Origin of the sequence: Streptomyces sp. IBSBF 2435 (assembly GCF_036815005.1) — a bacterium.
In the GTDB taxonomy this organism is placed as follows: Bacteria; Actinomycetota; Actinomycetes; order Streptomycetales; family Streptomycetaceae; genus Actinacidiphila.
Map to the genome: position 1 here is coordinate 1 of NZ_JAJSYW010000040.1, position 24,526 is coordinate 24,526.

At 72.2% G+C, this 24,526-nt stretch carries 20 protein-coding genes; 19 read left to right on the forward strand and 1 reads right to left on the reverse strand.

Going from position 1 to position 24,526, the window contains the following annotated elements; genetic code table 11:
• Positions 1-146 precede the first annotated feature (146 nt).
• From V7E46_RS10900 to V7E46_RS10965, 14 genes are all read left to right on the forward strand, one after another.
• Complete coding sequence (locus tag V7E46_RS10900) at positions 147-1,970, forward strand: peptidoglycan D,D-transpeptidase FtsI family protein (protein WP_333768230.1); 1,824 nt, start codon at positions 147-149, stop codon at positions 1,968-1,970.
• Positions 1,971-1,972: 2 nt separating this feature from the next.
• Entirely contained in the window at positions 1,973-3,646 is a 1,674-nt protein-coding gene (locus V7E46_RS10905; protein WP_443054114.1) for a UDP-N-acetylmuramoyl-L-alanyl-D-glutamate--2,6-diaminopimelate ligase, read from the forward strand.
• Positions 3,643-5,085, forward strand: coding sequence for a UDP-N-acetylmuramoyl-tripeptide--D-alanyl-D-alanine ligase (locus tag V7E46_RS10910; protein WP_333768232.1), 1,443 nt, complete (start codon positions 3,643-3,645; stop codon positions 5,083-5,085). The genes V7E46_RS10905 and V7E46_RS10910 overlap by 4 nt, the downstream gene beginning before the upstream one ends.
• On the forward strand, positions 5,082-6,146 hold the full coding sequence (mraY, locus tag V7E46_RS10915) for a phospho-N-acetylmuramoyl-pentapeptide-transferase (RefSeq protein ID WP_333768233.1): 1,065 nt from the start codon (positions 5,082-5,084) through the stop codon (positions 6,144-6,146). The genes V7E46_RS10910 and mraY overlap by 4 nt, the downstream gene beginning before the upstream one ends.
• Entirely contained in the window at positions 6,143-7,582 is a 1,440-nt protein-coding gene (gene murD / locus V7E46_RS10920) for a UDP-N-acetylmuramoyl-L-alanine--D-glutamate ligase (protein WP_333768234.1), read from the forward strand. The genes mraY and murD overlap by 4 nt, the downstream gene beginning before the upstream one ends.
• A 55-nt stretch (positions 7,583-7,637) precedes the next feature.
• A complete protein-coding gene (gene ftsW, locus V7E46_RS10925; RefSeq protein WP_333768235.1) occupies positions 7,638-8,948 on the forward strand; it encodes a putative lipid II flippase FtsW in 1,311 nt (436 codons plus the stop codon).
• A 6-nt stretch (positions 8,949-8,954) separates the two neighbouring features.
• Positions 8,955-10,049 carry an undecaprenyldiphospho-muramoylpentapeptide beta-N-acetylglucosaminyltransferase gene (murG, locus tag V7E46_RS10930; protein WP_329179781.1) on the forward strand — a complete coding sequence of 365 codons (1,095 nt, stop codon included), beginning with the start codon at positions 8,955-8,957 and terminating at the stop codon, positions 10,047-10,049.
• Positions 10,050-10,150: 101 nt separating this feature from the next.
• Positions 10,151-10,924 (forward strand): cell division protein FtsQ/DivIB, encoded by a 774-nt coding sequence (locus V7E46_RS10935; protein WP_443054116.1) that lies wholly within the window; start codon positions 10,151-10,153, stop codon positions 10,922-10,924.
• Between the two features lie 262 nt (positions 10,925-11,186).
• Positions 11,187-12,419, forward strand: a complete 1,233-nt coding sequence (ftsZ, locus tag V7E46_RS10940) for a cell division protein FtsZ (protein ID WP_329179785.1) — start codon at positions 11,187-11,189, stop codon at positions 12,417-12,419.
• Between the two features lie 10 nt (positions 12,420-12,429).
• Positions 12,430-13,167: a peptidoglycan editing factor PgeF gene (gene pgeF / locus V7E46_RS10945; protein WP_333768237.1), complete on the forward strand. Its 738-nt coding sequence runs from the start codon at positions 12,430-12,432 to the stop codon at positions 13,165-13,167.
• Positions 13,164-13,928, forward strand: coding sequence for a YggS family pyridoxal phosphate-dependent enzyme (locus V7E46_RS10950; protein ID WP_443054115.1), 765 nt, complete (start codon positions 13,164-13,166; stop codon positions 13,926-13,928). The genes pgeF and V7E46_RS10950 overlap by 4 nt, the downstream gene beginning before the upstream one ends.
• Positions 13,929-14,021: 93 nt before the next feature.
• A complete protein-coding gene (locus tag V7E46_RS10955) occupies positions 14,022-14,639 on the forward strand; it encodes a cell division protein SepF (RefSeq protein ID WP_333768253.1) in 618 nt (205 codons plus the stop codon).
• A gap of 59 nt (positions 14,640-14,698) precedes the next feature.
• Entirely contained in the window at positions 14,699-14,986 is a 288-nt protein-coding gene (locus V7E46_RS10960) for a YggT family protein (RefSeq protein ID WP_073497265.1), read from the forward strand.
• A 46-nt stretch (positions 14,987-15,032) separates the two neighbouring features.
• Positions 15,033-16,223 (forward strand): DivIVA domain-containing protein, encoded by a 1,191-nt coding sequence (locus V7E46_RS10965; RefSeq protein WP_333768239.1) that lies wholly within the window; start codon positions 15,033-15,035, stop codon positions 16,221-16,223.
• A 189-nt stretch (positions 16,224-16,412) separates the two neighbouring features.
• Here V7E46_RS10965 and ileS read toward each other — a convergent pair whose 3' ends face one another.
• Positions 16,413-19,550, reverse strand: a complete 3,138-nt coding sequence (gene ileS / locus V7E46_RS10970) for an isoleucine--tRNA ligase (protein WP_333768240.1) — start codon at positions 19,548-19,550, stop codon at positions 16,413-16,415.
• A 596-nt stretch (positions 19,551-20,146) separates the two neighbouring features.
• On the opposite strand from ileS, the gene V7E46_RS10975 reads away from it, so the two are divergent.
• From V7E46_RS10975 to V7E46_RS10995, 5 genes are all read left to right on the forward strand, one after another.
• A complete protein-coding gene (locus tag V7E46_RS10975) occupies positions 20,147-20,602 on the forward strand; it encodes a TraR/DksA family transcriptional regulator (protein WP_333768241.1) in 456 nt (151 codons plus the stop codon).
• A gap of 77 nt (positions 20,603-20,679) precedes the next feature.
• Positions 20,680-21,309: a signal peptidase II gene (gene lspA / locus V7E46_RS10980; protein WP_333768242.1), complete on the forward strand. Its 630-nt coding sequence runs from the start codon at positions 20,680-20,682 to the stop codon at positions 21,307-21,309.
• 75 nt (positions 21,310-21,384) lie between these two features.
• On the forward strand, positions 21,385-22,326 hold the full coding sequence (locus V7E46_RS10985) for an RluA family pseudouridine synthase (RefSeq protein WP_333768243.1): 942 nt from the start codon (positions 21,385-21,387) through the stop codon (positions 22,324-22,326).
• A gap of 50 nt (positions 22,327-22,376) precedes the next feature.
• Positions 22,377-22,790 carry a GNAT family N-acetyltransferase gene (locus tag V7E46_RS10990; RefSeq protein ID WP_333768254.1) on the forward strand — a complete coding sequence of 138 codons (414 nt, stop codon included), beginning with the start codon at positions 22,377-22,379 and terminating at the stop codon, positions 22,788-22,790.
• A 132-nt stretch (positions 22,791-22,922) separates the two neighbouring features.
• Positions 22,923-24,524 carry a Na+/H+ antiporter gene (locus V7E46_RS10995; RefSeq protein WP_333768244.1) on the forward strand — a complete coding sequence of 534 codons (1,602 nt, stop codon included), beginning with the start codon at positions 22,923-22,925 and terminating at the stop codon, positions 24,522-24,524.
• The last annotated feature ends 2 nt before the right edge of the window (positions 24,525-24,526 follow it).

Consider the following 24,526-nt stretch of genomic DNA (forward strand, 5'->3'; position numbering starts at 1 on the left):
CGGCGCCCACGTTCCCGGGCCTGTGCGGCGGCGTTACCCTTCGCGCGTGCCCGCCGCCCCGCGGCGCCGGCGGCGGACGCGGACCGCACACCCCCCGCGGCCCGCGGCTCGTTCGGCTGGGCCGCCCCCGCCCGCGGCTGCGCCTCGTGGCGGTCGCCCTCACGCTCGTGATGGGCGTGTTCGTCGTACGCCTGCTCCAGGTGCAGGCGGTGGACGCCTCCGCGTACGCGTCCAAGGCCGCGGTGAACCGCTGGGTCACCCACGACGTCACCGCCGACCGCGGCACGATCACCGACCGCTCGGGTGTGGCCCTGGCCACCACCGTGGACGCGTATGACATCACCGCCGACCCGTATCTGTTCACGCCCGCGCAGGCCAAGACCAAGGACGCCCCCGCCCAGGCGGCCGAGCTGCTCGCGCCGATCGTCGGCGGCGACGCGACGGCCATCGCCCGGCAGCTGTCCGCGCCCGGCTCGCGCTACCAGCTGCTGGCCAGCCAGCAGTCCCCGCAGGCGTGGAGCCAGATCTCCGACCTGAAGAAGGCGCTCGCCGCCAAGGCGGTCAAGCAGCCCGGCGCCAATGTGCTGGCCGGGGTGTTCAGCGAGTCGCACACCAAGCGGGTCTACCCCGGCGGCGACCTCGCCGCCGGCGTGCTCGGCTTCGTCAACAGCAAGGGCACCGGCGGCGGCGGCCTGGAGACGATGCTCGACAGGCAGCTCGCCGGCAAGAACGGCAAGATCCGCTACGCCCAGTCCAACGGCCGCCAGGTGCCCACCGCCGGCGTCCAGGAGCACCCTGCTGTGCCCGGCTCCGACGTGGAGCTGACGCTGGACCGGGACATCCAGTGGGCCGCGCAGAGCGCGATCACCGCCCAGGTGAGCAAGTCGAAGGCCGACCGCGGCTATGTCACCGTGATGGACAACAGGACGGGCGAGGTGCTGGCGATGGCCGACGCCCCCGGCTTCGACCCGGCCGACCTCGCCCACGCCGACCCCGAAGCACTCGGCAATGCCGCGATGCAGGACGCGTACGAGCCGGGCAGCGTCAGCAAGCTGATGTCGATGGCCGCGATCCTCGACACCGGCACCGCGACGCCCACCACCCACGTCATCGTCCCCGGCACCCTGCCGCGCGCCGACCGGGTCTTCCACGACGACGTCGACCACGGCACCTGGTACCTGACGCTGAACGGCGTGCTGGCCAAGTCGAGCAACATCGGCACCATCGAGGCCTCGGGGCTGCTCGGCAAGACCCAGCCGCAGGCCAACCAGGTGCTCTACTCGTACCTGAAGAAGTTCGGCATCGGCGAGCCCAGCGGTATCGGCTTCCCGGGCGAGACCTCCGGCATCCTGGCGAAGCCGCAGGACTGGAACGCCTCGCAGCAGTACACCATCCCGTTCGGCCAGGGCCTGTCGCTGAACGCGCTGCAGGCCACCTCGGTCTACGCGACCATCGCCAACGGCGGCGTCAGGATCGAGCCCAGCCTCATCCGCGGCACCACAGGACCCGACGGGCGCTTCGTGCCCGCCGCGCCGCCGAAGAAGACCCGGGTGGTCAGCGCCCGGACCGCGAAGACGCTGTCGACCATGCTGGAGTCGGTGGTCGGCAGTGAGCAGGGCACCGGCATCAACGCCCGGATCGACGGCTACCGGGTGGCAGGCAAGACCGGTACGGCCAACCGGGTGGACCCGAAGAGCGGCACGTACAAGGGCTACACGGCGTCCTTCATGGGATTCGCCCCGGCCGACAACCCGCGCGTCACGGTCTCCTGCGTCATCCAGAACCCGACGAAGGGCAGCTACTTCGGCGGCTCGATCTGCGGCCCGGTCTTCAAACAGGTGATGGAATTCGCCCTCAAGACACTCCAGGTGCCGCCGTCCGGCTCGCCGACGCCCGAGCTGCCGATCACCTTCGACCCGGCGGAACCGGTCGCCCCCGCGGCTCCGGCGACCGGCGCCCGGGCGCGGTGATCATGGCAGGCACCGACCATGGCCAGCACGCCGCCGCCGGCGGTACGCGGCGCGACCCGCGACGGCCGCCTCCGGCCTGTTTTGGCCCGGAGCCCGGCCAGCCCGGTAACCTCACCGCCGTGTCCAACCCTGATCAAGCCACCCTCACCCAGCCGGGCGCGCCGCGCCCGACGCGGGTGCGTCCCAAGCCGCTGGCGGACCTCGCCCGGCGGCTCGGCGCCCCGGACCCCGGCGGTGACAGCACTGTCACCGGCATCACCCACGACTCGCGCGCGGTCCGCCCGGGCGACCTCTACGCCGCCCTGCCCGGCGCCCGCTTCCACGGCGCCGACTTCGCCGCCCAGGCCGCCGCCGCGGGAGCGGCGGCCGTGCTCACCGACCCGGCGGGCGCCGAGCGCGCCGCCGCCACCGGCCTGCCGGTGCTGACCGCCGCCGACCCCAGGTCGGTGATGGGCGGGCTGGCCGCGGCCGTCTACGACGAGCCCGGCGAGGCGCTGCTGCGGATCGGCATCACCGGCACCTCGGGCAAGACCACCACCGCCTACCTGGTCGAGGGCGGCCTGCGGGCCGCCACCGGCGGCGGCACGGGCCTGATCGGCACCGTCGAGACCCGGATCGGGGACGAGCGCCTCAAGAGCGAGCGCACCACCCCCGAGGCCACCGACCTCCAGGCGCTGTTCGCGGTGATGCGCGAACGCGGTGTCGGCTCGGTCGTCATGGAGGTCTCCAGCCACGCCCTGGTGCTCGGCCGGGTGGACGGCGCCGTCTTCGACGTGGCCGTCTTCACCAACCTCAGCCCGGAGCACATGGAATTCCACACCGGCATGGAGGACTACTTCCAGGCCAAGGCGCAGCTGTTCACCCCGCGCCGCAGCCGGCTCGGCGTGGTCAACCTCGACGACGAGTACGGCCGCAGGCTGGTCGCCGAGGCCACCGTGCCGCTGGTGACGTATTCGGCGCAGGGCCGCCTCGACGCGGACTGGCGGGCCGAGGACGTGGAAGCGGACCTGATGGGCAGCGCCTTCACCGTGACCGGCCCCAAGGGCGAGCGGCTGCGGGCCACCGCCCCGCTGCCCGGCCCCTTCAACATCGCCAACACCCTTGCCGCGATCACCGCGCTGGCCGCCGCGGGCCTGGACCCGCAGGCCGCCGCCGAGGGCGTCGCGGCCGTCCCCGGGGTGCCGGGCAGGCTGGAGCGGGTGGATGCGGGGCAGCCGTATCTCGCGGTGGTGGACTACGCGCACAAGACCGACGCCGTGGAGTCCGTCCTGCGGGCACTGCGCTCGACCACCCGCGGCCGTATCCACGCCGTCCTGGGCTGTGGCGGCGACCGCGACAGCACCAAGCGCGGCCCGATGGGCGCGGCGGTCGCCCGGCTCGCCGACACCGCCGTCCTCACTTCGGACAACCCGCGCTCGGAGGACCCGCTGGCCATCCTGGCGGCGATGCTGGCCGGCGCCGCCGAGGTCCCGGCGGACCGGCGCGCGCATGTCGTCGTGGAGCCCGACAGGGCCGCGGCGGTGGCCGCGGCCGTCGCGGCGGCGGAGCCGGGCGACATCGTGCTGGTGGCCGGCAAGGGCCACGAGCAGGGCCAGGACATCGACGGAGAGGTGCGCCCCTTCGACGACCGAGAGGTGCTGCGCGCCGCGATCGAGAAGGACCGGAAAGCAACGTGATCCCCCTTTCCCTCGCCGAGGTCGCACGTGCGGTCGGCGGGAGCACGCACGACATACCGGACGACAGCCTGCTGGTCACGGGTCCCGTGGTCAGGGACTCCCGCGAGGTGGTGCCCGGCGCGCTGTTCGTCGCCTTCGCCGGTGAGCGGGCCGACGGCCACGACTTCGCCGCCGCGACGGTCGCGGCCGGCGCGGTCGCGGTGCTCGCCGCCCGCCCGGTCGGTGTGCCCGCGATCGTGGTCGAGGACGTGCAGGCCGCGCTCGGCGCGCTGGCCCGGCACGTCATCGAGCGGCTGGGCGCCACCGTGGTGGCCCTCACCGGCTCCGCGGGCAAGACCAGCACCAAGGACCTGCTCGCGCAGCTGCTGGAGCGCCTCGCGCCGACCGTCTACACCCCCGGGTCGCTCAACAACGAGATCGGTCTGCCGCTGACCGCCCTCCAGGCCGACGCGAGGACCCGCCACCTGGTGCTGGAGATGGGCGCCCGCGGTATCGGCCACATCGCGTACCTGGCCGGCCTGACGCCGCCGCGGATCGGCCTGGTCCTCAACGTCGGGACCGCGCACATCGGCGAGTTCGGCGGCCGTGAGCAGATCGCCCAGGCCAAGGGGGAGTTGGTCGAGGCGCTGCCGGACGGGGCCTCGGGCGGCATCGCCGTACTGAACGCCGACGACCCGCTGGTCCTGGCCATGGCGGACCGCACCAAGGCCCGGGTGGTGCTCTTCGGGGAGAGCGAACAGGCCGCGGTGCGGGCCACCGACGTCCGGCTCAACGACCGGGGGCAGGCGGTGTTCTCCCTGCGGACACCCACCGGGTGCGCCGAGGCGACCTTGCGCCTGTACGGTGAGCACCACGTGTCGAACGCGCTCGCCGCAGCCGCCGTCGCCAGTGAACTCGGCATGCCCGCCGGGGAGATCGCCATCGCGCTCTCCGCGGCAGGACCGCTGTCGCACTGGCGGATGGAGGTCACCGAGCGCCCCGACGGCGTGACGGTCGTCAACGACGCCTACAACGCGAACCCCGAATCCATGAGGGCAGCCCTGCGCGCACTCGCCGCGATGGGCAGGTCCGCACAGGCCGCGGGGGGACGGACGTGGGCGGTGCTGGGAAAGATGGCCGAACTGGGCGGGGAAGCACTCGCCGAGCACGACGCGGTGGGGCGGCTGGCCGTCCGGCTCAACGTCAGCAAGCTCGTTGCGGTCGGCGGTACGGAAGCCGCGTGGCTGCAAATGGGCGCCTATAACGAGGGTTCGTGGGGTGAGGAGTCGGTGCACGTGTCCGACGTGGAGGCGGCGATCGACCTGTTGCGCGCAGAAGTGCGCCCGGGTGATGTCGTGCTGGTGAAGGCATCACGGTCGGTCGGTCTTGAGGCTGTCGCCCTGGCGCTGACCGAGAGCGGTCCCGGCGGTACGGCGGCCCGTGAGGGTGCCGCGCGATGAAGCAGATCCTCGTCTCCGGGGTGATCGCGCTGTTCCTGTCGCTGATCGGCACCCCGCTGCTGATCCGGCTGCTGGCCCGCAAGGGCTACGGCCAGATGATCCGCGACGACGGCCCGCAGGCCCACCACAGCAAGCGCGGTACGCCCACGATGGGCGGTATCGCCTTCATCCTGGCCACCCTGATCGCCTACGCCTCGACCAAGCTGATCACCGGCGACAAGCCGAGCATGTCGGGCGTCCTGGTGCTGTTCCTGACCACCGGGCTCGGCGTCGTCGGCTTCCTCGACGACTACATCAAGATCGTCAAGCAGCGCAGCCTGGGCCTGCGGGCCAAGGCGAAGATGGCGGGCCAGCTCATCGTCGGCATCACCTTCGCGGTGCTCGCGCTGAACTTCTCCGACTCGCGCGGCGACACCCCGGCCTCCACCAAGCTGTCCTTCACCTCGGACTTCGGCTGGTCGATCGGCCCGGTGATCTTCGTGATCTGGGCGCTGTTCATGATCCTGGCGATGTCCAACGGCGTGAACCTCACCGACGGCCTCGACGGCCTGGCCACCGGCGCCTCAGTGATGGTCTTCGCTGCCTACACCGTCATCGGCGTGTGGCAGTACGGCCAGTGGTGCGGCGCCCCGGTCAGCGCCAACGGCGCCTGCTACGAGGTCCGCGACCCGCTGGACCTCGCGGTGGTCGCGGCGGCCCTGATGGGCGCCTGCTTCGGCTTCCTGTGGTGGAACACCTCGCCGGCCAAGATCTTCATGGGCGACACCGGCTCGCTCGCGCTGGGGGGCGCGCTCGCGGGCCTGGCGATCTGCTCGCGCACCGAGATGCTGCTCGCCATCCTCGGCGGCCTGTTCGTGCTCATCACCATGTCGGTGGTCATCCAGGTCGGCTCCTTCCGGCTGACCGGCAAGCGGGTCTTCCGGATGGCACCGCTCCAGCACCACTTCGAACTCAAGGGCTGGAGCGAAGTCCTGGTGGTGGTCAGATTCTGGATCATCCAGGGCATGTGCATGGCGGTCGGCCTCGGCATCTTCTACGCGGGCTGGGTGGCCGCCTCGTGACACCGGGCACCCCGGCCCGCGCCGCCGACTTCAAGGACCTGCGGGTCACCGTCGCCGGGCTCGGCGTGTCCGGGGTGCCCGCCGCCAAGGCGCTGCACTCGCTCGGCGCCCGCGTCACCGTGGTCAACGGTGTCGCGGGGGAGCGCCAGCAGGCCGAGGCCGCGCAGCTGGAGGCGCTGGGCGTCACCGTGCGCCTCGGCGACGGCGAGACCCTGCCCGAGGGCACGGAACTGGTCGTCACCGCGCCCGGCTGGAAGCCGTCGAGCCCGCTGTTCGCCGCCGCCGCGCAGGCGGGCGCCGAGGTCATCGGCGACGTCGAACTCGCCTGGCGGCTGCGCGGCCCGGACGCGGCGCCCTGGCTGGCCGTCACCGGCACCAACGGCAAGACCACCACGACCCGGATGCTCGCCGCCATCCTCACCGCGGCGGGCCTGCGTACCGCCGCGGTCGGCAACATCGGCGTCTCGCTCCTGGACGTGGTCCTCGGCGAGGAGCGGTACGACGTCCTCGCCGTCGAGCTGTCCAGCTACCAGCTGCACTGGGCGCCCGGCATCCGGCCGCACTCGGCCGCGGTGCTCAACCTGGCGCCCGACCACCTGGACTGGCACGGCTCGATGGCCGCCTACGCCGACGACAAGGGCCGCATCTACCAGGGCAACAAGGTCGCCTGCGTCTACAACGCCGCCGACCCCGAGACCGAACGCCTGGTCGCGGAGGCCGACGTCGAGGAGGGCTGCCGGGCCATCGGCTTCACCCTGGACACCCCGCGCATGTCGGAGTTCGGTGTGGTCGACGGGCTGCTGGTGGACCGGGCCTTCGTCGAGGACCGCCGCAACAGCGCCCAGGAGCTGGCCGAGACCAGCGACGTCCAGCCGCTCGCCCCGCACAACGTCGCCAACGCGCTGGCCGCCGCCGCCCTGGCCCGCGCCTACGGGGTGCCGGCCGGCGCGGTCCGCGAGGGCCTGCGGGCCTTCCGCCCGGACGCCCACCGCATCGCCGAGGTCGCCGTACTGGACGGGGTCACCTACGTCGACGACTCCAAGGCCACCAACCCCCACGCCGCACAGGCCTCGCTGACCTCGTACGAGCGGGTGGTGTGGATCGCCGGGGGACTCGCCAAGGGCGCCGACTTCGACGAACTGGTGGCCGCCGCCGCCGGGAGGCTGCGCGGGGCGGTGCTGCTCGGCGCCGACCGCGCCCTGATCCGTGAAGCCCTGGCGCGACACGCCCCCCAGGTGCCGGTGGTGGACCTGGAACGGACCGACACTGGGGCGATGTCCGCGGCGGTGGCCGCGGCACGGCAGCTGGCCACGGCGGGCGACACGGTCCTGCTGGCACCGGCCTGCGCGTCGATGGACATGTTCAGCAACTACAACCAGCGCGGCGACCTGTTCGCGGACGCCGTGCGCGCCGCACTGCCGGACACCGCGGCCTAGCCGCCGCGGCCCCGCCCCGGCAGGCCGCGGCGCACCGCACCGACGGAGGGGACGCATGACGGCACACGGCTCCACCCCGCGCGGCGCCGCGGGCCCCGCGCGGGCGCCCAGCGCCCTGCGCGGGGCCGCCAGGCTGCCCGGCCGGCTGCGGGCCGCCTGGGACCGGCCGCTGACCGCCTACTACGTGATCCTCGGCGCCAGCCTGCTGATCACCGTGCTGGGCCTGGTGATGGTCTACTCGGCGTCGATGATCCAGGCGCTGCGCTACGGGCTGCCGTCGACGTACTACTTCCGCAAGCAGCTGCTCGCGGTCGCGATCGGCTCGGCGCTGCTCTATACCGCGGCCCGGATGCCGGTCAGGGTGCACCGGGCACTGGCGTATCCGCTGCTGCTGGGCTCGGTGTTCCTGATGTGCCTGGTGCAGGTGCCGGGTATAGGGGAGTCGGTCGGCGGCAACACCAACTGGATCTCCATCGGCGGCCCCTTCCAGTTGCAGCCCAGCGAGTTCGGCAAGCTCGCGCTGGTGCTGTGGGGCGCCGACCTGCTGGCCCGCAAGGGCGACAGGGGCCTGCTGGTGCAGTGGAAGCACCTGCTGGTGCCGCTCATCCCGGTCACCGTGCTGCTGCTCGGACTCATCATGCTCGGCGGTGACATGGGCACCACCATGATCCTGACCGCGATCCTCTTCGGCATGCTGTGGCTGGCCGGCGCCCCGACCCGGCTGTTCGCCGGCGTGCTGGGCGGCGCCGGCGCGCTGGCCGGCCTCGCCATCGTCACCAGCCCCAACCGGATGGACCGGCTGCACTGCATCGCCGCCTCCGACCCCGACAACGGCTGCTGGCAGGCGGTGCACGGGATCTACGCCCTCGCCTCCGGCGGCTGGTTCGGCTCGGGCCTCGGGGCGAGCGTGGAGAAATGGGGCGAACTCCCCGAGCCGCACACCGACTTCATCTTCGCCGTGACCGGGGAGGAACTGGGTCTGGCGGGCACACTGTCGGTACTCGCCCTCTTCGCGGCACTAGGCTACGCGGGTATCCGCGTGGCCGGTCGTACGGAAGACCCCTTCGTCAGGTTCGCAGCGGGTGGCGTGACCACCTGGATCACGGCCCAGGCCGTGATCAACATCGGTGCGGTGCTCGGCCTGCTGCCGATCGCCGGGGTCCCGCTCCCGCTGTTCTCCTACGGAGGGTCAGCCCTCCTGCCGACGATGTTCGCGATCGGGCTGCTGATCTCCTTCGCCAGGAGCGAGCCGGCGGCGCGGGCCGCGCTGGCCGTGCGGGGACGGAACGGGCGTAATTCCCCGAGCCGGGCAATGACACGGACGATGCGACGGTACGTCTCCCGACGGCCGTCCGGAGAGCGGTGAATTTCGGTGCATGTCGTACTCGCCGGCGGGGGGACCGCCGGCCACATCGAGCCTGCGCTCGCGCTCGCCGATGCCCTGCGCAGGCAGGACCCGACCGTGGGCATCACCGCCCTGGGCACCGAGAAGGGCCTGGAGACCAGGCTGGTGCCGGAACGCGGCTACGAGCTGGCGCTGATCCCGGCCGTTCCGCTGCCGCGCAGGCCCACCCCTGAACTCATCACCGTCCCCGGGCGGCTGCGCGGCACCATCAAGGCCGCCGAGCAGATCCTGGAGCGCACCAAGGCCGACTGCGTGGTCGGCTTCGGCGGCTACGTGGCGCTGCCCGGCTACCTGGCCGCGAAGCGGCTCGGGGTGCCGATCGTGGTGCACGAGGCCAACGCCCGCCCGGGCCTGGCCAACAAGATCGGCTCGCGGTACGCCCACGCGGTCGCCGTCTCCACCCCGGACAGCAAGCTGCGCGACGCCCGCTACATCGGCATCCCGCTGCGCCGCTCCATCGCCACCCTGGACCGCGCCGCGGCCCGACCCGAGGCCAGGCATGCCTTCGGCCTCGACCAGAACCTGCCCACCTTGCTGGTCTCCGGCGGTTCGCAGGGCGCCCGCCGGCTCAACGAGGTGATCGCCGCGGTCGCCCCCAGGCTCCAGCAGTCCGGGGTGCAGATCCTGCACGCGGTGGGCCCGAAGAACGAGGTGCCCAGGGCCGACAACATGCCCGGCATGCCGCCGTACCGCCCGGTGCCCTACGTCGACCGGATGGATCTCGCCTACGCCGCCGCCGACATGATGCTCTGCCGGGCCGGCGCCATGACGGTGGCCGAGCTGTCCGCGGTCGGCCTGCCCGCCGCCTACGTCCCGCTGCCGATCGGCAACGGCGAACAGCGGCTCAACGCGCAGCCGCTGGTCAAGGCCGGCGGCGGCCTGCTGGTGGACGACGCGGAGCTGACCTCGGACTGGGTGCTCGGCAATGTGCTGCCGGTGCTCACCGACCCGCACCGCCTCTACGACATGTCCCGCGCCGCCGCCGAGTTCGGCCGCCGCGACGCGGACGACCTGCTCGTCGGCATGGTGTACGAGGCGGTGGCCGCCCGGCGGGCACGATAGACACCCGCCGGGGCGTCAACACACGGGAGGCCGACGTGACAGGACCGGGAGCCGGTACCGGAGCCAGACCCGCGGAGCACGGCGGCGGCGACCGTACGCGGATGCCGCCCGCCGCGGTCCGCCCGCCCGCCGTCGCCGACAGCGGCGGCGGCGGCCGGCCGCGGCTGACCGTGCCCGCCAGGCGTACGGTCCTGGTCGCGCTGCTCGTGCTCACCGTGCTGCTCGGCGGCGGCACCTGGGCGGTCTACGGCTCCTCGTGGTTCCGGGCCGACCGGGTCGCGGTGTCGGGCGCCGCGGTGCTGACCCCGCAGCAGGTCCAGCGGGCCGCCGCCGTACCGCTCGGCGGCGCGCTGGTCTCGGTCGACACCGGCGCGGTCAGGAAGCGGCTGCTCAAGGCGCTGCCCCGGCTGAAGGACGCGCGGGTGGAGCGGTCCTGGCCGCACACGATCCGGGTCGAGGTGACCGAGCGCACCCCGTCCGCGATCCTGAAAAGCGGCGCGAAGTTCATCGAAGTCGACAAGGACGGTGTCAGGTTCGCCACGGTCGATCAGCAGCCGCGCGGAGTGCCGCTGGTGCAATTGATGCCCGATCAGACGGCGAGCTTTCGGCATTTCGGAACAAAGAGACTTCTGCAGGCCGCGATTACCGTCGCGGGCCGGCTGCCGGAATCGCTCAGCGGCCGGGCCACCGCGATCCGGGTGCGTTCCTACGACGCGATCACCGTCGAACTCACCGGTGGACGGGACGTGATGTGGGGCAGCCAGGAGGACGCCGCCCGCAAGGCGGCGGTGCTGACCGCGCTGATGAAGGCCGAGCCGGACGCCACCCACTACGACGTCAGTTCCCCCACCGCCCCAGCGGCTTCCGGAAGTTGACGTGTGCTTGACGTCCGGTTCGGTAGTGTTCGACCCCTGGGTCACCGAGCGGCCGCGTGATCACATAGGGTCAAAAGAAAAACGGGAGGTTCGGCGTGTTCGTTGAACCATCACCGCTTGTCGACTTAGTGTCTCGTCCCAAAGGAACACATGGGACAGGCATACTGGTAACCCTAAACCTCAGGGTCAGGGTTCGGAACGGCCCCGGCGAGCGTACCGACCGTCCCACACGATTCGTAAATCGAGGCGAGAGGCCTTCGACGTGGCAGCACCGCAGAACTACCTCGCAGTCATCAAGGTCGTCGGCATCGGCGGCGGTGGCGTCAACGCCATCAACCGGATGATCGAGGTCGGTCTCAAGGGCGTCGAGTTCATCGCGATCAACACCGATGCGCAGGCCCTGCTGATGAGCGACGCCGACGTCAAGCTCGACGTCGGCCGGGAGCTGACCCGGGGACTCGGCGCCGGCGCGAACCCCGACGTCGGCCGCAAGGCCGCCGAGGACCACCGCGAGGAGATCGAAGAGGTGCTCAAGGGCGCCGACATGGTCTTCGTCACCGCGGGCGAGGGCGGCGGCACCGGCACCGGCGGCGCCCCCGTGGTCGCCAACATCGCCCGCTCGCTCGGCGCCCTGACCATCGGGGTGGTCACCCGCCCCTTCACCTTCGAGGGCCGCCGCCGCGCCAACCAGGCCGAGGACGGCATCGCGGGGCTGCGCGAGAACGTCGACACCCTGATCGTCATCCCCAACGACCGGCTGCTGTCCATCTCGGACCGCCAGGTCAGCGTGCTCGACGCCTTCCGCTCCGCCGACCAGGTGCTGCTCTCCGGTGTCCAGGGCATCACCGATCTGATCACCACCCCGGGTCTGATCAACCTGGACTTCGCGGATGTGAAGTCCGTGATGTCGGAAGCCGGTTCCGCCCTGATGGGCATCGGCTCCGCCCGGGGCGACGACCGGGCGGTCGCCGCCGCCGAGATGGCGATCTCCTCACCGCTGCTCGAAGCGTCCATCGACGGCGCCCGCGGAGTGCTGCTGTCCATCTCCGGCGGCTCCGACCTCGGCCTGTTCGAGATCAACGAGGCGGCCCAGCTGGTCAGCGAGGCCGCCCACCCCGAGGCCAACATCATCTTCGGCGCGGTCATCGACGACGCGCTCGGCGACGAGGTCCGGGTCACCGTCATCGCGGCCGGCTTCGACGGCGGCCAGCCGCCCCCCAAGGGCAGCCGCGACAAGGCGCTGAACTCCCCGTACACGGGCCGCGACGACGCGGCGGCGACCGGCAGCGCCAGGACCGGCGCCCCCGGCGACCTCCAGCGCCCCGCGCCCTCCTTCGGCGGCCTGGGCAGCATCCCGTCCGCCACGCCCGGCGAGCGGGACCCGGAGCCGGTCGCCGAGACCCCGGCCAACCCGGTCACCCCCGTGGTGCCGCCGGCCCGGCCCTACCAGGACAGCGCGGCCGAAGAGCTCGACGTCCCCGACTTCCTGAAGTGACCGCCCGGACGTGATAGGGCACCGCACGACAGCGAACGGCGCGCACTTCGCCTTCACCGACCGGTGGGGCGGAGTGAGCGCCGTTCCGTACGACAGCCTCAACCTCGGCGGCGCGGTCGGCGACGACCCGGCCGCCGTCCTGGCCAACCGCGACCGGGCCGCCCGCGCGCTGGGCCGCGACCCGGGCCGGGCGGTGTGGATGAACCAGGTGCACGGCCGCGACGTGGTCCTCGTGTGCGAGCCGTGGGGCGCCGCCCCCGTGCCGGACGCCGACGCCATGGTCACCACCCGCCGCGATCTGACCCTCGGGGTGCTCACCGCGGACTGCGTCCCGGTGCTGCTCGCCGACCCGGCGGCCGGGGTGGCCGCCGCCGCGCACGCCGGACGGCCGGGTATGACCGCCGGGATCGCCACGGCCGTAATTGAGACGATGATCACACAGGGTGCCGATCCGAGCCGCACAACGGCCGTGCTCGGCCCGTCGATTTGCGGTAAATGCTACGAAGTGCCCGCCGTGATGCGGGACGAGGTCGCCGCGGTCGAACCGGCCGCGTACGCCGAGACGAGTTGGGGTACGCCGGCGGTCGACGTGGCCGCCGGGGTGCGGGCGCAACTGCTGCGTGCCGGGGTGCGCGCGGTCCAGGGCCCGGCGGCGTGCACGCTGGAGTCCGCCGACCACTTCTCCTACCGCCGTGACGGGGCCACCGGGCGGCTGGCCGGCTACGTATGGCTGGACGGTGCCGAGTGAGCGACGCGAAAGGGGCGGGCGGAGTGGCAGGTGGCGAGGCCGGCGGGGGCCGCGGAGGCGAGCTCGCGGCGAATCTCGCCCGGGTCGAGCAGCGGATCGCCGACGCCTGCTCGGTCGCGGGGCGGGACCGCAAGGAGGTGACCCTCATCGTGGTCACCAAGACCTACCCGGCGAGCGACGTACGGCTGTTGGCCGGGCTCGGGGTCCGCGAGGTCGCGGAGAACCGCGACCAGGACGCCGCGGACAAGGCCACCGAGACCGCCGATCTCCCGCTCAGCTGGCACTTCGTGGGCCAGTTGCAGACCAACAAGGCCCGGTCCGTGGTCCGTTACGCTGATCATGTGCACTCCGTCGACCGGCTCAGGCTGGTCACGGCGCTGTCGTCGGCGGCAATCGCCGCCGGGCGACAGGTCGGTTGCCTCGTCCAGGTCGCCCTGGACGCGGAGGCGGAAGACCGGGGGGAGCGCGGCGGGGTGGCACCCGGCGCGGTGCCCGCGCTCGCCGACGCACTCGCGTCCGCTCCCGGGCTCCGGCTCGACGGGCTGATGACGGTGGCGCCGCTGGCCGGGGCGTACGCGGGTCAACCCCGCGCCGCCTTCGACCGGTTGATGGAAATCTCATCCCGCCTGCGCGAGACGCATCCGGCTGCCACCATGGTCTCGGCAGGGATGAGCCAGGATCTCGACGAAGCGGTGACCGCCGGAGCGACACATGTACGCGTCGGAACGGCGGTACTCGGAGTCCGTCCCGGGCTCCGGTAACGTCACCAACAAGTCGGACCACAGCATAAATATGGTGTGGCGGCCGTCCCCGAGGCGGCCGAGGACCGCAACCCCGCTGAGAGGACGCAGAGCATGGCCGGCGCGATGCGCAAGATGGCGGTCTACCTCGGCCTCGTGGAGGACGACGGATACGACGGCCCGGGCTTCGACCCGGATGACGAGTTCGAGCCGGAGATGGCCGCGCCTCCCGCGCGTGCCGCCGCCGAGCCGGAACGCGCTCCCCGCCGCCCGCACAGCCAGCACGTGCCACCGAGCCAGCACCAGCCGCAGCAGGTCGAGCCGCCCCGGCTCGTGCACGCCCCGGCACCCCGCGAACCGCGGATCGCCCCCGTGGCATCCATCACACCCGAACGTCACAGCCTGGAGAAGAACGCACCGGTGATCATGCCCAAGGTCGTGTCGGAACGCGAGCCGTACCGGATCACGACACTTCACCCCCGGACCTACAACGAAGCCCGTACCATCGGGGAACACTTCCGCGAAGGCACCCCGGTGATCATGAACTTGACGGAGATGGACGACACGGACGCGAAGCGACTTGTCGACTTCGCGGCCGGTCTGGTCTTCGGCCTCCACGGGAGCATCGAGCGGGTGACGCAGAAGGTCTTTCTGCTGTCGCCTGCTAACGTCGATGTCACGGCGGAGGACAAGGCCCGGATCGCCGAGGGCGGGTTCTTCAACCAGAGCTGAGTGAAACGCAACCGTAGGGACCGGCCAACAGGCCGACGAGCAGGGGAGAGGGAAGCGCGATGAGTGTCGCACTCCAGGTGCTGTACATCGCGTTGTACTGCTTCCTCTTTGTGCTGATTTTCCGATTGGTGATGGATTACGTCTTCCAGTTCGCCCGTTCATGGCACCCTGGGAAGCCGATGGTGGTGGTCCTGGAGGGCACCTACACTGTCACCGATCCGCCGCTCAAGCTTCTGCGGCGGTTCATCCCGCCGCTGCGCCTCGGGGGCGTGGCGCTCGACCTGTCCTTCTTCGTATTGATGATCATCGTTTACATCCTGATCTACGTTGTTGGGAGCTTCATGTGAACGGTGCAAGCTCCCGATATGTCGACGATCACGTTGAGGTGAAGAGATGCCGTTGACCCCCGAGGACGTTCGGAACAAGCAGTTCACGACCGTCCGCCTCCGAGAGGGCTATGACGAGGATGAGGTCGACGCCTTCCTCGACGAGGTGGAGTCGGAGCTGACCCGACTGCTCCGCGAGAACGAGGACCTGCGGGCCAAACTGGCCGCAGCCACTCGTGCCGCCGCCCAGAACCAGCAGGGCATGCGCAAGCCGGAGCCGCAGGACCGACCGGTCCCCGCTGCCATATCCGGTCCGCAGCCTGTGCAGCAGCAGATGCCCCAGCAGCAGATGGGCCCGCCGCAGCAGCAGGGCGGCATGCCGCAGCTGCCGCCCGGCCCCAGCTCGCAGCAGCAGGGTCCCGGTCCGATGGGTCAGCACCCGATGCAGCAGCAGGGACCTGGCCCGATGGGTCAGCACCCGATGCAGCAGCAGGGTCCCGGTCCGATGGGTCAGCACCCGATGCAGCAGCAGGGGCATCCGATGCAGCAGCAGGGCCCCGGCGGCGACAGTGCCGCCCGTGTGCTCTCGCTCGCACAGCAGACCGCCGACCAGGCCATCGCCGAGGCCCGGTCCGAGGCCAACAAGATCGTCGGTGAGGCACGCAGCCGCGCCGAGGGCCTGGAGCGGGACGCCCGCGCCAAGGCCGACGCGCTGGAGCGGGACGCCCAGGAGAAGCACCGCGTCGCGATGGGCTCGCTGGAGTCCGCCCGCGCCACGCTGGAGCGCAAGGTCGAGGACCTGCGCGGCTTCGAGCGGGAGTACCGCACGCGGCTCAAGTCCTACCTGGAGTCCCAGCTGCGCCAGCTGGAGAACCAGGCGGACGACTCGCTCGCCCCGCCGCGCACCACTCCGGCCGCCCCGTCCCTGCCTTCCGCGTCCGCCATGGGCGGGAGCATGGGCAACGGCTCGATGGGCAACGGCTCGATGGGGAACGGCTCGATGAGCAACGGCATGAGCGGAATGGCTCCCGCCGGAGCCGGCGCGATGGGGCACAACGCCTCGGCGCCCTCCTACGGTGCCGGTGGGGGCCAGGGTATGGGCGGCCACACCCCCGGCCCGACGTACGGCGGCCAGCAGCAGATGTCGCCGGCGATGACCCAGCCGATGGCGCCGGTCCGTCCGCAGGGCGGCCCCTCGCCGCTCCAGCAGGCGCCGACGCCGATGAGGGGCTTCCTCATCGACGAGGACGACAACTAGCCGCTGCGGCGCGCTTCTCAGGGCCGGGCCTCCCGGGGATTCCTCCCCCGCGGAGGCCCGGCCCTTGTGCGTCCCCGGCTCTTCTACGGCCCGTTTACGCGCCCCGTACGCGCCTGCGCGTGAGCCCGGACGTGGGATGCGCGTCAGGGGGGCGCCCGGGAAGAGCGCACCCCTGACGGCGGAGAGAGGTCAGGCCTTGCGCAGGTGGAAGGTCAGGCCCAGCGGCTCATCGGTGAAGGCGGCGCCGAAGCCGTCGTCCGGCCCGCCCTCGGCGAAGTCCGGCGCCAGCACCTCCTCGGCGATGAGCGCGGCGTGCGTGCCCAGCGCCTCGGCCAGGTCCGCGCGGTCCGTGGCGTAGCGGACCGCGATCCTGTCGGCCACGTCGAAGCCGCTGTTCTTGCGGGCCTCCTGGACCAGCCGGATCACATCCCTGGCCAGGCCGGCGAGCCGCAGCTCCGGGGTGATCTCCAGGTCGAGGGCGACCGTGGCGCCGGAGTCGGAGGCCACCGACCAGCCCTCGCGGGGGGTTTCGGTGACGATGACCTCGTCAGGGGTGAGGACGACGTCGTCGCCGTCCACGACCACCGTGGTGGTGCCGCGCTCCCGCAGGTCCGCGGACAGGGCCGCCGCGTCGGCCGCGGCCACCGCCGCCGCGACCGCCTGGACGCCCTTGCCGAACCGCTTGCCCAGCACCCGGAAGTTCGCCTTCGCGCTGGCGTCCACCAGCGAACCGCCGACCTCGGACAGCCCGGCCAGCGATGAGACGTTCAGCTCCTCGGCGATCTGCGCGCGCAATTCCTGCGACAGGTCCTCGAAGCCCGCGGCGGCGACCAGCGCGCGCGACAGCGGCTGCCTGGTCTTCACCCCGGACTCCGCCCGGGTCGCCCGGCCCAGCTCGACCAGCCGCCGCACCAGCAGCATCCGCGCCGAGAGCGCCGGATCGATCCTGCCCTCCTCGACCGGCGGCCAGGACGCCAGGTGCACGGAGTCCGGCGCGTCCGGGACCACCGGCACCACCAGGTCCTGCCACACCCGTTCGGTGATGAACGGCACCAGCGGCGCCAACAGCCGGGTCACCGTCTCGACCACGTCGTGCAGCGTGCGCAGCGCCGCCGCGTCGCCCTGCCAGAAGCGCCGCCGCGACCGGCGTACGTACCAGTTGGACAGGTCGTCCACGAAGGCCGACAGGAGCTTGCCCGCCCGCTGGGTGTCGTACGACTCCAGCGCGTCGGTGACGTCGCGCACCAGCACGTTCAGCTCGCCGACCAGCCAGCGGTCCAGCAGTGGCCTGTCCTCGACCGCGGGGTCGGCGGCGGACGGCGCCCAGCCGGAGGTGCGGGCGTAGAGCGCCTGGAAGGCCACGGTGTTCCAGTAGGTGAGCAGCGTCTTGCGCACCACCTCCTGGATCGTGCCGTGCCCGACCCTGCGGGCCGCCCACGGGGAGCCGCCGGCCGCCATGAACCAGCGCACCGCGTCGGCGCCGTGCTGGTCCATGAGCGGGATCGGCTCCAGGATGTTGCCCAGGTGCTTGGACATCTTGCGGCCGTCCTCGGCCAGGATGTGGCCCAGGCACACCACGTTCTCGTACGCGGACCGGTCGAAGACCAGCGTGCCGACCGCCATCAGCGTGTAGAACCAGCCGCGGGTCTGGTCGATCGCCTCGGAGATGAACTGCGCCGGGTACGTCCGTTCGAAGACGTCCTTGTTGTGGTACGGGTAGCCCCACTGGGCGAACGGCATCGACCCCGAGTCGTACCAGGCGTCGATGACCTCGGGCACCCGGGTGGCGGTGCCGCCGCAGGTGCCGCACGGGAAGGTCACCGCGTCGATGTACGGCCGGTGCGGGTCGAGCCCCGACTGGTCGCTGCCGGTCAGCTCGGTCAGCTCGGCCAGCGAGCCGACACAGGTGAGGTGGTCCTGCTCGCAGCGCCAGATCGGCAGCGGGGTGCCCCAGTAGCGGCTGCGGGACAGCGCCCAGTCCACGTTGTTCTCCAGCCAGTCGCCGAAGCGGCCGTGCTTGACCGACTCCGGGTACCAGTTGGTCCCCTCGTTCTCCCGCAGCATCGCGTCCTTGACCGCGGTGGTCCTGATGTACCAGGACGGCTGCGCGTAGTACAGCAGCGCGGTGTGGCAGCGCCAGCAGTGCGGATAGCTGTGCTCGTACGGCACATGGCGGAACAGCCGCCCGCTGGAGCGCAGTCCGGCGACCAGCGCCTCGTCGGCCTTCTTGAAGAACACCCCGCCGACCAGCGGCACGTCAGGCTCGAAGGTGCCGTCCCTGCGCACCGGGTTGACCACCGGCAGCCCGTACGCGCGGCACGCCTTGAGGTCGTCCTCACCGAAGGCGGGGGACTGGTGCACCAGGCCGGTGCCGTCCTCGGTGGTCACGTAGTCGGCGTTCAGCACGAAGTGCGCGTCCGGGATGTCCACCAGGTCGAACGGCCGGTCGTACGTCCAGCGCTCCATCTCGCGGCCGGTGAAAGCGTCCCCGGTCGCGGTCCACCCCTCGCCCAGCGCCTTGCCGAGCAGCGGCTCGGCGACCACCAGCTGCTCGGCGCCGTCGGTGGCGACGACGTAGGTGACGTCCGGATGCGCGGCGACCGCGGTGTTGGACACCAGGGTCCACGGTGTCGTCGTCCACACCAGCAGCGAGGCGCGGCCGGCCAGCGGGCCGCCGGTCAGCGGGAAGCGCACGTAGACCGACGGGTCCACGACCGTCTCGTAGCCCTGCGCCAGCTCGTGGTCCGACAGGCCGGTCTGGTCGCGCGGACACCAGGGGGCGACCCGGTAGTCCTGCACCAGCAGGCCCTTGCCGAAGATCTGCTTGAGCGACCACCACACCGACTCCACGTACTCCGGATCCATGGTGCGGTACGCGTGGTCCAGGTCCACCCAGTAGCCCATCCGGGTGGTCAGCTCGGTGAAGGCGTCGGTGTGCCGGGTCACCGAGGCGCGGCACTTCGCGTTGAACTCCGCGATGCCGTAGTCCTCGATGTCCTGTTTGCCGGTGAAGCCCAGCTCCTTCTCCACGGCCAGCTCGACCGGCAGGCCGTGGCAGTCCCAGCCCGCCTTGCGGGTCACATGGTGGCCCTGCATCGTCTTGAAGCGCGGGAAGACGTCCTTGAAGACCCGGGCCTCGATGTGGTGGGCGCCGGGCATGCCGTTGGCGGTGGGCGGACCCTCGTAGAACACCCAGTCGGGCATGCCGCGGGTCTGCTCGACCGAGCGGGCGAACGTCCTGCGCTCGCCCCACAGCGCCAGCACCTCGTGTTCGAGGGCGGGCAGGTCCACCTGCGCGGGCACCTGGCGATACTGCGGCTGACTCATCGGGGACTTCCTCCGGCGGACACTGGGACAGACTCCGTCGAAGGGACGAGGGCGCCGACGCGCTCCCGCGGTACCACCCTTCTTGGCGGTGGACGACTTCCCACCGCCCCCTCATTAGGGGTCAGCGATGCCGGTTCTACTCGCCCGAGGGCTTTCTTCCGGCGGCTCCGGGCTGATCTTCGCCCCGCGCACACCCCCGGGCTTCCACCGTCCCCGGGTCGCTCATGGCTGCGTGCGGCGCTACTCGTCCCATCCACGCGGTTCGCTGCCGCCCAGTGTACGGGGGTGCGGGGCGCCGCGTCGCCGCGGTTCGCGCTGCCCCGCCGGGGAGGGGGCCGGGCGCCCCGGCTGACCCGAATGGCCTGCTCCGCGCGCCAGGCGGGCGCCCGGCACCCATCGTTGCGGCAAGGTACCGGAATACCTGGCGGTGAGCTGGGCACAACGGATGCAGACCTTTCTGCCCTGCCGTCAGGCGGTGCCCCGTTGTCGCCGCGGGTCCGGAGCGGATCGCCGCGGGCAGGAGTGGTGGTCGGGAGCGTGCCGCGGGCAAGCGCGCCGGTCGGTATGGGTCCAAGACGGGAGCTGGCACTGTGGGTGTGGAGAAGACTGCGGCCGGTGCGGCCGCCAGCGGCGTGCCGGCGGCGCGCGAGGCCGCCGAGGCCGAGGCGCTCGCGGTGCTGCCGGGCGAGGACCCGTGGACCGCGGCCGAGGTCGAGGAGGCGAGAGCCGAACTGGTCTCGGAGGTCGAACGGCTCAAGGCCGAGATCGCGTCCTCCGAGGCGGCCGTCGCGGGCATGCTCCGCGACTCCTCCGACAGCGGCGGCGACGAGGTCGACACCGGCGCGAAGAACATCAGCCGCGAGTCGGAACTGGCGCTCGCGGCGAACACCCGCGACATGCTGCTCCAGGCCGAGCACGCGCTGCAACGGCTCGGCGAGGGCACGTACGGCCTGTGCGAGGTGTGCGGCAACCCGATCGGCAAGGCCAGGATGCAGGCCTTCCCCCGGGCGACGCTGTGCCTGGACGACAAACAGCGCCAGGAGCGCCGATGACCCGCTCCCGGGGTGTGCCGTACCCTCGTCACCAGGCGGGCGACGGAGCACATACGGGCTGAGGGCTGAGGGACCACGTGACGGAAGCGGAGCGCATCATCATCACGCCGGACGACGACATCCCGGGTACGACCGGGGAGTCCGAGCCGACCGGCGCTGCCGAGCCGTCCGTGGCATCCGAGTCCGAGCCGCCCGCCGCCCCCGGGCGGACGGCCGCCGGCCGCAGGCGCCGCGTCCTGGTGCTGATCGGCGTCGCGGCCGTCGCGTACCTGCTCGACCTGCTGTCGAAGATCTGGGTGGTCACCAGCCTGGAGAACCACGCCCCGATCAGCGTCTTCGGCCACTACCTGCGGCTGGACGCGATCAGGAACGCCGGCGCGGCCTTCGGCCTCGGCCAGGGCATGACGATCGTCTTCACGGTGATCGCGGCCGGCGTGATCGTGGTGATCGCCCGGCTGTCCCGGCGGCTCTACAGCGTGCCGTGGGCCATCGCGCTGGGCCTGCTGCTCGGCGGCGCCTTCGGCAACCTCACCGACCGGGTCTTCCGCGCCCCGGGCGGCTTCCAGGGCCGCGTGGTGGACTTCATCGCCCCGGCCCACTTCGCGGTCTTCAACCTCGCCGACTCCGCCATCACCTGCGGCGGCGTGCTGATCGTCCTGCTGTCCTTCCGCGGCATCGACCCCGACGGCACCCGCCACCGCGACTGAGCGCCCGCCCGCCGCGTCCGACGGCCGCCCGCCCGCGCGGGCGGGCGGCCGCGCCGGGTCCTGCATACTCGTCGGGTGAGTACCGTTCCCGAAGTCCGCTCCCTGCCCGTGCCCGACGGCCTCGAAGGCGAGCGGGTCGACGCCGCCCTCGCCCGAATGTTCGGCTTCTCCCGGACCAAGGCCGCAGAACTGGCGGCCGGGGGGAAGGTATCGCTCGACGGGTCCGTGGCGGGCAAGTCGGAACGGGTGCACGGCGGGGCCTGGCTGGAGGTCGAGATGCCCGCGGCCGCGGCCGCGGTGCGGATCGTCGCCGAGCCGGTCGAGGGCATGGAGATCGTCCACGACGACGACGACATCGTCGTCATCGTCAAGCCGGTCGGTGTGGCCGCCCACCCCAGCCCCGGCTGGACCGGCACCACCGTGATCGGCGGCCTGGCCGCGGCGGGCTACCGCATCTCCACCTCCGGCGCCGCCGAGCGCCAGGGCATCGTGCACCGCCTCGACGTGGGCACCTCGGGCCTGATGGTGGTCGCCAAGTCGGAGCGCGCGTACACCCGGCTCAAGCAGCAGTTCCGCGACCGGGTGGTGGACAAGCGCTACCACGCCCTGGTCCAGGGGCACCCCGACCCGATGAGCGGCACGATCGACGCCCCCATCGGCCGGCACCCCACCCATGACTACAAGTGGGCCGTGATCGCCGACGGCAAGGCCTCGGTGACGCACTACGACCTCATCGAGGCGTTCCGCTCCGCCAGCCTGCTGGACATCAAGCTGGAGACCGGCCGTACGCACCAGATCCGGGTGCACATGTCCGCGCACCGCCACCCTTGCGTCGGCGACATCACCTACGGCGCCGACCCGACGATGGCCAAGCGGCTCGGCCTGACCCGGCAGTGGCTGCACGCCAAGCGGCTGGGCTTCGAGCACCCGGCGGACGGCGAGTGGGTGGAGTTCGAGAGCGGCTACCCCGACGACCTCCAGCACGCGCTGGACACCGTACGGGAGGACAGCAGGTGATCTCCCCGGACCTCGCCGTACGGGTGGTCGCGGCGGACGACGCCGACGCCATGGCCGCGGTGCACGCGATCCGGCACGAGGTCTTCGTGGTGGAGCAGAACGTGCCGGCCGAGCTGGAGTGGGACGGCAAGGACGACCGGGCGGTGCACGCGCTGGCCCCCGGCGCCGGCACCGGACGGCTGCTGCTGGGCGCGGACGCGGCGGCCAAGAACGGCGGCGACCGGGACATCGCCGTACTCGGCAGGCTCGCCGTGCTCAAGGCCGCCCGCGGTACGGGACGTGGCGCCCTGCTGGTGCGCGCCCTGGAGGACGAGGCCGCCGGGCTCGGCCTCGCGGGCGTCTACCTGGAGGCCCAGGTCCACGCCCTCGGCTTCTACCGCAAGCTCGGCTATGCCGCGTACGGCCCGGAATTCCAGGACGCCGGCATCGCCCACCGCGCCATGCGCCGCACCTGGCGGCCGTAGCGAAGTCCCGGGCACCGCACCGCCCCCGCCGGCCGTGGCGAGGCCGCCGGGCCGCCCGGGTGTGCGCGGGATCACGCGGGCCATGCGGCGCGCCCCACGGCCGCGGCGGCCCCTCATGGCACTGTGACGGGCGTGGATCAGCTCGCCCTGTTCTTCTCGCTCATGCTCGCGGCCGTCGTGATGGTCCCGGTCGCGGAGCGCGTCAACCTGCCGTCGCCGGTGCTGATGACGCTGCTCGGCGGGGTGCTCGCGCTGATCCCGCAGGTCCCCAACGTCCAGATCGACCCGGACCTGATCCTGCCGCTGGTGCTGCCGCCGCTGCTGTACGCCGCGGTGCAGCGCACCTCGTGGCGGCAGTTCGCGGCCAACCGGCGGGCGATCTTCCTGCTCGCGGTGGCGCTGGTCTTCGTCACGACCGCGGCCGTCGCCGCGGTCGTGGACGCGGTGGTGCCCGGCATCACCCTTGCCGCGGCCTGCGCGCTCGGCGCCCTGGTGGCGCCGCCCGACCCGGTGGCGGCGACCGCGGTGGCCGGGGCGCTCGGGCTGCCGCGCCGGATGATCTCCATCCTGGAGGGCGAGGGGCTGTTCAACGACGTCACGGCGATCGTGCTTTACCACGTGGCGGTGGCTGCGGTCGTGTCCGGGCACTTCTCGCTGCCGCACGCCGTCCTCGAACTGGTGCTGTCCGCGGTGGTCGCGGTCCTCGTCGGGCTGGTGCTGGGCTGGGGCACCAACAAGCTCATGGGGGTGGTGGGCGACCCGACGCTGCAGATCGGCCTGTCGCTGCTGGTGCCCTTCGCCGCCTACGCCCTCGCCGAGGAATTCGCCGGCTCCGGCGTCCTCGCGGTCCTCACCAGCGCCCTGTTCCTCGCCGAGAACGCCTTCGCCGCCGACGACGTGACCGCCAGGCTGGCCGGAACCACCTTCTGGCAGATCGTCGACACCCTGGTCACCGGGATCGCCTTCGGGCTGATCGGCCTCGAACTGCACCATGTGTTCAGCGTCAGCTCGGGCAGCTGGGGCACGATGACCCGGCACGCGGGCCTTGTGGTGGCCGTGGTGATCGGCGTACGGCTGCTCTATCTGCTGCCGGCCGCGTGGGTCGCCAGGAAGCTGCACAAACTGCGGGACATGGACGAGGACATCCCGATGACCTGGCGGGAGACCGTCATCATGTGGTGGTCGGGGATGCGCGGGGTGGCCTCGGTGGCGCTGGCGCTGGCCATCCCGCTGAAAACCGACCACGACGGCCCGTTCCCGGCCCGCGCGGAACTGCTCTTCATCGCCTTCGCGGTGGTGCTCGCCACCCTGGTCATCCAGGGCCTCACCCTGCCCTGGCTGGTCAAGCGGCTCGGGGTGAGCAGCGACATCGACGCGGAGCACGCCCTGGAGCACGCCCTCGCGCTCCGCGCCATGGCCGCCGCCCGCGCCAGGCTCAAGGAGATCGAGCGGAGCGAGCCGATCGACGAGGACCTGTCGGAGATGCTGCACCGCAGGGCCTTCGACCTGGGCGCCCGCATCTCGCCCGACATCGTGGACGACGAGCGCCGCGAGTCGCACGCCCGCCGGGTCAAGAGGGTCAAGGCGCTGCGCCGCATCCAGGACGACATGATGTCCGCCGCCCGCCACGAGGTGCTGGCCGCCCGCAGCGAGGCGGGCAACGACCCGGAGGTCGTCGACCGGGTCCTGCGCCATCTGGACCTGCGCTCGATACGCGGCGACGTACGCGGCTGAGC

Coding starts and splice junctions, on each gene's coding strand:
- V7E46_RS10905 (WP_443054114.1), top strand. CDS start 1,973: ATGGCAGGCACCGACCATGGCCAGCACGCCGCCGCCGGCGGTACGCGG.
- mraY (WP_333768233.1), top strand. CDS start 5,082: ATGAAGCAGATCCTCGTCTCCGGGGTGATCGCGCTGTTCCTGTCGCTG.
- ftsW (WP_333768235.1), top strand. CDS start 7,638: ATGACGGCACACGGCTCCACCCCGCGCGGCGCCGCGGGCCCCGCGCGG.
- V7E46_RS10935 (WP_443054116.1), top strand. CDS start 10,151: ATGCCGCCCGCCGCGGTCCGCCCGCCCGCCGTCGCCGACAGCGGCGGC.
- V7E46_RS10955 (WP_333768253.1), top strand. CDS start 14,022: ATGGCCGGCGCGATGCGCAAGATGGCGGTCTACCTCGGCCTCGTGGAG.
- V7E46_RS10960 (WP_073497265.1), top strand. CDS start 14,699: ATGAGTGTCGCACTCCAGGTGCTGTACATCGCGTTGTACTGCTTCCTC.
- V7E46_RS10965 (WP_333768239.1), top strand. CDS start 15,033: ATGCCGTTGACCCCCGAGGACGTTCGGAACAAGCAGTTCACGACCGTC.
- ileS (WP_333768240.1), bottom strand. CDS start 19,550: ATGAGTCAGCCGCAGTATCGCCAGGTGCCCGCGCAGGTGGACCTGCCC.
- V7E46_RS10990 (WP_333768254.1), top strand. CDS start 22,377: ATGGCCGCGGTGCACGCGATCCGGCACGAGGTCTTCGTGGTGGAGCAG.